Below are 8,829 nucleotides of genomic sequence, written 5' to 3' on the forward strand. Positions count from 1 at the left end.
TAGTAATTCTAATTGATGGAGCAAAATCTAACATTACTAATGAGTTGATTCAAAATAAATTTTATGAGTTAGTGAAATTGATTGAAAATTTACCCAACTCAAATAAAACTATCAAAGCTTATTTATCTGATGCTAGATTACTCCCGATGNAATGAGTTGATTCAAAATAAATTTTATGAGTTAGTGAAATTGATTGAAAATTTACCCAACTCAAATAAAACTATCAAAGCTTATTTATCTGATGCTAGATTACTCCCGATGTCAGATAATAAAATAGACTTTGTTGTTACTTCACCACCTTATATTAATGTCTTTAATTATCATCAAAACTATAGAAAATCTGCGGAACTTTTAGGATGGGATTTGCTCAAAATAGCCAAATCAGAGATTGGTTCCAATAGAGCAAATAGAGGAAATCGTTTTTATACAGTAGTTCAGTATTGTTTAGATATAGCAGACACTTTAAAAGAGCTTTCAAGAGTAAGTAAAAAAGATGCACGTTTGGTTTTTGTTGTTGGGCATGAATCAAATGTACTTGGAGTTCCTTTTTATAATGCCGATATTATTGAAAGGATTGGTATTGAGTCTGGTTTGTATAGGAAAGTTTTAAGGCAAAAGCGCACATTTAAAAATAAGTTTGGGAAAATTATTAGGGAAGATTTGATTAACTTCTACAATTTAAAACCAGAATTAAAAATAGAATTTATAGATGCTGTAGCGAGGGAAGTTGCGATGAATGCTTTAAAAAATGGTATATCTGTAGTTTCAAGCCAAAATTATAAATCCTTAGAAAATGCTATCCGAAAAGTTCCATACCTAGAGAGAACACCAAAATTAAATTTATATCCAGATATTGAAAAATATCAAATATAGGGTTCATGCAAAGAAACCCGGTTTCTACGATAGATCATTGCTTTTAACAATAGATATCTACGAGAAACTGGGTTTCTGGGTTCCCCTGCGTAAGTCCTCAAAAAATCAATTATTTTTAAACTTAGAAAACAGTAAAAAATAAAATTATGCCTGAACTTCCCCAACCACATTATTCAAAGTTAATAGCTTGTCTAAATAATCCTCGCTTACCTGATGCTGACAGAGATAGATTAGAGGAAGCTATCAGGAAATACCATCAGTGGAGACAAGAATTAGAGTTAGTCAAAGTTGGGCAAGCTAATACTGTAGAAAAATTAGTAGCAGCTACAAATAAATACAAGCGTTTTATTGAACTAGATTTAATATTTGATAGCTCAGAAAATTTTCTTTACAGACAGAAGGGACAATTAAAATTAGATAATACAATTTTAGAAGAGTTTTTACCTCAACTTGTGTTCCGAAGCTTGCGAGGAATAGATGAGTCTTTTGAGTTAGGTCCGAGAAATACATTTTCTGGGCTGAGTTTTTTGTCATCTTTAGGTAATCCTGGTCTAGATGGTAAACCATCTATTAGGTCTAAGGATAAAGACTTTATTTTAGGTAAAAAGCTATACTTAAAAACATCTTTATATCCAAATTTTCAAGATTACAAACTAATCGAATCTCATCTGGGTTATGTATGTGCAGAATGCAAAACAAATTTAGATAAAACTATGTTTCAAGAAGCAGTTGCCACTAGCAGGGATTTAAAAATAGCTGTTCCTGGTTCCCTATACTTTTTGATTTGCGAATTTTTAGATATGACACCAATTTCTATTGTATCAACTCAGCTTGATGATGTTTTAATAGTGCGTAAATCTAAGCGTCTTTCTGCTAATATTAGACAAGAACATAAAACACCGGAGGCCAGACGTATTCATAGACAAGAATATGCGGAATTTTTAGATACTCCAAAATATTATCCTGATGTTTTTCAGAGGATGATTGATAAAATTAAACCATTGATTGATAATGCTAATCCATCTATAAATAAGGTTTTAAATCAAGGTTATGTTTAAATCAGCAAAGTAATACTAATTTTTTAAAGCTATCTACTGATTTCTATCTGCCCAACTCCCCTTACCAAGACTTAAGAATGAAGATTCATGTCATAAATTTATTAAAATGGTATAATACCAATTTGAAAAAATAATGTTACCACTAATTAAATGTGATTACAAAGACTTTACAGGAGATGTCTATTTGACAAAACAAAGAGAATTTATGACCTAAAAAATGGTATTGAAACCATTCATTCTAACTCCTGACTCCGTACGGACGTTGCATGCAACGTCCCTACTGACTCCTAACAAAAATAGCCTAGCTATTTGCAGCAAATATTTATCAATTTGGTATAATGTATCGTCAACCAACTATCTCATTCGATCGCGGCACTCTTATTCTCCATCCCCCTCCCCAGGGGAAAGCTTGGATAGACTACGCCACCTGGGATGACCGGGTGGAAAAATTCCGGGTTCGGGCAATAGACTATCGCCCTTTAGTTGAATCATTAAAGGCAGCAAAAATCGACTTTGTTGACAAAGCTAAAGAATTTGCACCCCTCGAACTTATTCCTAGTTTCGAGATGCCACCTTATCCCCACCAGGAAGCTGCATTAAAAGCTTGGAAACAGTCTGGTAGAAATGGAGTAGTCATTCTCCCCACTGCTTCTGGTAAAACATATTTGGCACAACTGGCAATGCAGGCAACTCCCCGCAGTACCCTGGTGGTTGTACCAACTCTAGATTTGATGCACCAATGGTATGCACATTTAAACGCAGCTTTTCCCGATGTCGAGGTAGGGTTGCTCGGAGGCGGATCTAGAGATAAAACACCAATTTTAGTAGCGACTTACGACAGTGCGACTATTCATGCGGAGGCGATCGGCAATAAATATGCTCTATTAGTTTTCGATGAATGTCACCATTTGCCTACTGATTTTTATCGGGTCATTGCCGAATACGCGATCGCTCCCTATCGTCTCGGTTTGACGGCAACTCCTAACCGTTCCGACGGTCGTCATTCTGACCTAGATTATTTAATTGGACCTACGGTCTTCAGCAAAACTCCTGAAGAGTTAGCAGGTGCCGCTTTAGCTGACCATAAAATCGTGCAAATAATGGTCAAACTTTCTTCACAGGAACGGGAAGAATATAATAAGTTAATGACAATTAGAAACGACTTTTTAAAACAGGCAAAGATTAAATTAGGAGGGGTAAATGGTTGGAAAAATTTTGTTATGATGAGCGCTCGTTCTACTGCTGGTCGTCGAGCAATGTTAGCTCATCGTCAAGCTAAAGAAATTGCTCTTGGTACAGATGGAAAATTACGAACTTTAGGTAATTTACTTGCTCAACATTTCCCAGAACGTACCTTAATTTTTACAGCGGATAATGCTACAGTTTATAGAATTTCCCATGACTTTTTAATTCCGGCAATTACTCATCAAACTCCTGTAAAAGAACGCCATGAAGTTTTAAGTAAATTTCGGACTGGGGAATATAAAACTATTGTCGCTTCTCATGTTTTAAATGAAGGTGTTGATGTGCCAGATGCCAGGGTAGCAATTATTTTATCTGGTACAGGTAGCGAACGAGAATATATTCAAAGATTAGGTCGAGTTTTACGTCGAGGTAGCGATAAAAATAAGTTAGCAATTTTATATGAAGTTGTTACGGAAAATACTACAGAAGAGCAAACTTCTCGCAGACGTAGAGGTGGAATTAGGCGACAAAAATCTCCTAAATCTGAAGACAAAAAACAGGAAAAATCTAAAGTTCAGCCATTAGAAATTGTTAAGCCAGAACCTAATTATGGAATTAATAATCCTGCTGCTAAACTTGCAGCAGAAGCAGGAGAAAAATACGGAAATGAAAAACAAAACGATACCCAAAAATCTGTTAAATCTCAAGACCAAGAACAGGAAAAAACAGAATGTCTGAAATTAAAAAATATTCAGCCTGAACAGATTTATGAAACTAATAATCCTGCTGCTAAACCTGCAGCAGAATCAGGAGTAAAATATGGAGATGAAAAACAAAATGATGAAAATAATCCTGAAAATGTATCAGGAATAAAAACGGATGAAACAATCTCAGAAAATTCTGATGATGACATTAATCTTTTNAACTAATAATCCTGCTGCTAAACCTGCAGCAGAATCAGGAGTAAAATATGGAGATGAAAAACAAAATGATGAAAATAATCCTGAAAATGTATCAGGAATAAAAACGGATGAAACAATCTCAGAAAATTCTGATGATGACATTAATCTAGAAGATTTTTTCTAAAAATAATCTTTTATACAACAAAGCCGTACAAAATTATAAATTTTCTGCTCTTTCTAACAAAGTTTTACTCATAGCTAAATCTTCCATAAGTTTTAATTTGCGTTTTTCTTGTTCAGCTACAAGTAATTTCTGTTCTTTTTTCTGATTCTGAATATCCAGACTATGACCAATAGCTACCGGAACACTACCAATCAAAAAATTGATTGGTAAACGGCCAAAGTTTCCATCTTTAATTAAGCCAGCAATACTACTAATCATGATCAAGCTAAACCAACCAAGAGAAATAATATGTTTTCTTGGACGAAATTTTGATGTAGAATTATCAGACATATTTGCCCCGCTCCAAATATTAAATAAAAATTATCTAGGTTCTTTTAGTTAGATCCTTAATCTCATCAGGAAATTCCGGAAAATAGTAGCGATCGCCTCGACAAAAATTTTAGATCGTGTCCAGTTGAGCTATCTAGACAGCATACTTAAATATTAAAAATTATCACGAAGATAAACAGAAACAAGTTATTTTTAGTTTGTTTTAATTTTTCATCAAAAAAACTTGATTTAACCAAAATTTATCCTTTTCATATTCTTCTCTTAAAACAATTATGGGAGCATACATTCAGTGCATATTTTTCTGAATAATTAGTTTCTCAGGAATTTATCGCACAAAACTTAATTTTTTCAATCTTAAATAGGCTGTAAAGATGACATTTACAACAAATCAACCTGCTCAAATGACAGGTCTTAACGGCTATAAAGTTANCCGAAAACATACATTCAGTGCATATTTTTCTGAATAATTAGTTTCTCAGGAATTTATCGCACAAAACTTAATTTTTTCAATCTTAAATAGGCTGTAAAGATGACATTTACAACAAATCAACCTGCTCAAATGACAGGTCTTAACGGCTATAAAGTTAAGCCAGTTATTACCATCGGTGAAACTATTCCTGGAACTTCAGGAAATTATACTCCTCCGGGAATTCTTGATGGTATTGGAGCTTTTGAACTTGAGGAAGATACAGTTCGAGTTTTGGTTAACCACGAGTTAAGAAGCGGTGTTGGTTATGCCTATGCTTTGGCAAATGGCACTGAACTCACAGGAGGCAGGATCAGCTATTTTGATATAGATAAGGAGACCTTAGAAGTAGTTGATGCAGGTCTTGCTTATGACACTATTATCAATCGCAATGGTGAAGTAGTAGATGACATATCTGACATAGAATTTGGAGGATTAAATCGTTTCTGTTCTTCTATCTACGTTGAAGGTAACCAGTTTGCAAGTGGTTCGGGTATCGTTGATAACATTTATTTCACAGGAGAAGAAACTTTTGGTGGAACTGAATTTGCATTAGATATTGAAAATAACACCCTTCATGCTGTTCCTTGGTTAGGAAGAGCTGGTTGGGAAAATATAACTCAGGTAGATACTGGAGATACTGACGAAGTAGGTATATTAGTGGGAGATGACCGTGAAGCAGCTCCTCTACTTCTTTATGTAGGAGAAAAAGATACAACTGAAGGAGCAGGTTTTCTAGAACGTAACGGTTTAGCTGATGGTAGTCTCTATGTTTGGGTTCCTGATGCAGAATTAGGTGATACTGAAGGAGAAAATGATCCAGATAGCAATCCCGATCCAGCAGGGTTTAACGGAACAGGAAACAGTGAGTCAGGAACATTTGTCGAAATTGATTATTATCGCCCAGAAGAAGCAGGGACTGCAGAAGATACAGATGGCGATGGCAGTATTCAAGACGAACTAGGTTATGATGAAATGGGATTTGCTACCCAAACTCAACAAGATTTACTTGCGGAAGAAGCGGGTGCTTTCCAATTTTCTCGTCCTGAAGATGTAGCGACAAACCCTGCTGATGGTACAGAGGCAGTGTTAGCTTCTACCGGTCGGAGCGGTCGTTTTCCTGATGATATTTGGGGAATAACTTATAGTGTTGACATGGAATTTAGTGATTCAGAGATCGCTGCTGACCTAACAATTCTCTATGATGGAGATGATGCAGGTGCTGGACAATTTGCACATCCTGATTTTGGTGTGCGTAGCCCAGATAACTTAGATTGGGCAGATGATGGTTACATTTATATCAATGAAGACCGATCTACTGGAGAATTTGGTCAGACATCTGGAGAGGAAGCATCTATCTGGAAGTTAGATCCAACAACTGGGGAACTGATCCGTGTTGCTCAAATGGATCGTTCAGCAGTACCAGGAGAGCCTATTCCTCAAACTGATGGAGACCCTGATGATATAGGTGACTGGGAATCTTCAGGAATTTTGGATGTTTCAAGTTTGTTCGATCAAGAACCTGGTGAGTTATTTCTGTTTGACGTTCAAGCGCACAGTCTCAGGGATGGAGTTATAGCAGAAGAAAATTTGGTACAAGGAGGACAGTTAGCTTTTCTTCAAGAGATCCCCGAACCAATGGACATAGAAGGAAGTGATGACGACGATATGTTAGTAGGTCGTCAAGGCGATGATACTATTGCTGGTTTACAGGGTGACGATCAAATTGATGGTCGTGGGGGTGATGATATTCTCCGGGGCGATAAGAATAGTCGTTCTTCTGGTAGTTCTGTAGCTGGAGATGACACTATCAATGGTGGTACAGGCGATGACCGCATTGGTGGTAAAGGCGGTAACGACGAACTCTATGGAGATGAAGGTAACGATAGCATCTGGGGTGATGATGGCGATGACCTCATCCGAGGTGGTTTAGGTGACGACGTTCTCACTGGAGATGACTTTTCTGGTGGTCAAGGTTCTGATACATTTATCTTAGCTGTTGGTGAAGGAACTGATACTATTGTTGACTTTGAAGTTGGAACTGACTTCATCGGTTTAGCTGATGGTCTAACTTTTGCGGACTTGAGCTTTACTGGAAATAGTATTATCTCAGATGAAGAGACACTCGCTGTCCTCAATGGTATTGATACCACCACTTTAACTGAGAGTGACTTTACTTCCGTATAACTTTTAAATACTGCTTCTACAATCAATTCTTAAGGGTCAGTATTTTGAGGAATAAAGTTAATATTCCTTTCAAGTTCAATGAGTAAAAATTAAGGCAATATCTCCTCAATATTTACTGATTAACTTTTNCTTTTAAATACTGCTTCTACAATCAATTCTTAAGGGTCAGTATTTTGAGGAATAAAGTTAATATTCCTTTCAAGTTCAATGAGTAAAAATTAAGGCAATATCTCCTCAATATTTACTGATTAACTTACCCTAAATAAATTTCGGATAAATATTTTTCTTAAATATTTATCCGATCTTTTTTCAGCTCTCCGAAATAGAGGATAAACTCGCTGTCCTAAACGGAATTGATACCACTACCTTGACAGAGGCAGACTTTACATCTATTTTTTAATTGGCTTTAACCTGATTCCAAATTCCCTCCCTATTGCCAAGGGGAGCTATATTGATTTTTCTAATGATTGATTTTACTGTTGCTATTCGAGCATATAACTCAGCCGATAATTTGCCTAAAATTTTGGGCAGACTTAAAAATCAGGTGGGAATAGAAGAAATAGACTGGGAAATTGTTATAGTTGATAACAACAGCACAGATAATACAGCCAAAATAGTTGCTAATTACCAATCTAATTGGGGAGAAAAATTTCCTCTCAAATATTTTACTGAAATTCGGCAAGGATGTGGTTTTGCCAGAAGGAAAGGAATGGAAAAAGCACAAGGTTCTTTAGTAGGTTTTATTGATGATGATAATTTACCTGCACTTGACTGGGTTGCTAAAGCTTATTCTTTTGGTAAATCACATCCTAAAGCAGGTGCTTATGGAGGACAAATTCATGGGGAATTTGAAGTTGAAGCACCTCAAAATTTTCAAAAGATAGCTGTGTATTTTGCAATTATTGAAAGAGGGCAAAAAGCTTTTTGTTATAATGAGCGTAAGAAAAAAGTTTTGCCTCCAGGAGCTGGTACAGTTGTTTCTAAAAAAGCATGGCTAGAAAGTGTTCCTGAAAATTTATTCCTGACAGGAACTGCTGGAAAATATTTGGCACTTAAAGGAGAAGATATGGAGGTTTTTGCTCATATACAAAATGCAGGATGGGAAATTTGGTACAATCCTGAAATGCATCTCCATCACATGATATCTTCTTCAAGATTGGAGCGGAATTATTTACTATCTCTCGCCCGTGGTTCAGGCTTACACAGAAATCATATTAGAATGATCAGACTTAAACCTTGGCAAAGACCTCTAGCATGTTTTGCTTATCTAGTTAATGATTCTCGGAAAGCTTTATCTTACTTGATCAAAAACTATAATTTGCTGAAAACTGATATAGTTGCTGCTTGTGAAATGACACTACTATTAAGCATTTTAGTTAGTCCATTTTATCTATGGAAAGTGCAATTATACCAAGAGTCAGAAAGAAAACCTTTGTCGTTAGTGAATGTGAGTTCTTAAGAATGTCTGAACAGTAAATATAGCAATCCGCGCATAGGTTGTGATAAGTAAAAAAGTTGAAACTCCTACCTGTTTGTTCTCTAAAAAGCAGTAATATTTTTGCCACGAATAAAATAGGATTGCTATATACATAATTACTATCAATAAATGAAAAAAATAAAGTAATATCATGCCCGGTTAAATAG

The 8,829-nt window shown here is 35.8% G+C and carries 5 protein-coding genes; 4 read left to right on the plus strand and 1 reads right to left on the minus strand.

All coding sequences use genetic code 11. The annotated features are described in order from the left end of the window. The first annotated feature begins 1,019 nt into the window (after positions 1 to 1,019). Positions 1,020 to 1,931: a Bpu10I family restriction endonuclease gene (locus AFK68_RS21910; protein ID WP_094675056.1), complete on the plus strand. Its 912-nt coding sequence runs from the start codon at positions 1,020 to 1,022 to the stop codon at positions 1,929 to 1,931. Between the two features lie 338 nt (positions 1,932 to 2,269). Then, positions 2,270 to 4,038 (plus strand): DEAD/DEAH box helicase (locus tag AFK68_RS21915; RefSeq protein ID WP_246844344.1); only part of this gene is annotated, 1,769 nt, incomplete at its 3' end. A gap of 197 nt (positions 4,039 to 4,235) precedes the next feature. Here the strand turns inward: AFK68_RS21915 and AFK68_RS21925 are convergent. Beyond that, positions 4,236 to 4,532 (minus strand): hypothetical protein, encoded by a 297-nt coding sequence (locus AFK68_RS21925; RefSeq protein ID WP_094675062.1) that lies wholly within the window; start codon positions 4,530 to 4,532, stop codon positions 4,236 to 4,238. A 529-nt stretch (positions 4,533 to 5,061) separates the two neighbouring features. Between AFK68_RS21925 and AFK68_RS21930 the strand changes: the two genes are divergently transcribed. Both AFK68_RS21930 and hpsE read left to right on the plus strand, forming a co-directional pair. After that, complete coding sequence (locus AFK68_RS21930) at positions 5,062 to 7,185, plus strand: DUF839 domain-containing protein (protein ID WP_094675064.1); 2,124 nt, start codon at positions 5,062 to 5,064, stop codon at positions 7,183 to 7,185. 463 nt (positions 7,186 to 7,648) lie between these two features. Further along, positions 7,649 to 8,644, plus strand: coding sequence for a hormogonium polysaccharide biosynthesis glycosyltransferase HpsE (hpsE, locus tag AFK68_RS21935; RefSeq protein ID WP_094675066.1), 996 nt, complete (start codon positions 7,649 to 7,651; stop codon positions 8,642 to 8,644). Positions 8,645 to 8,829: the final 185 nt, after the last annotated feature.

Source organism: Hydrocoleum sp. CS-953 (genome assembly GCF_002260545.1).
Lineage (GTDB): Bacteria > Cyanobacteriota > Cyanobacteriia > Cyanobacteriales > Microcoleaceae > Trichodesmium.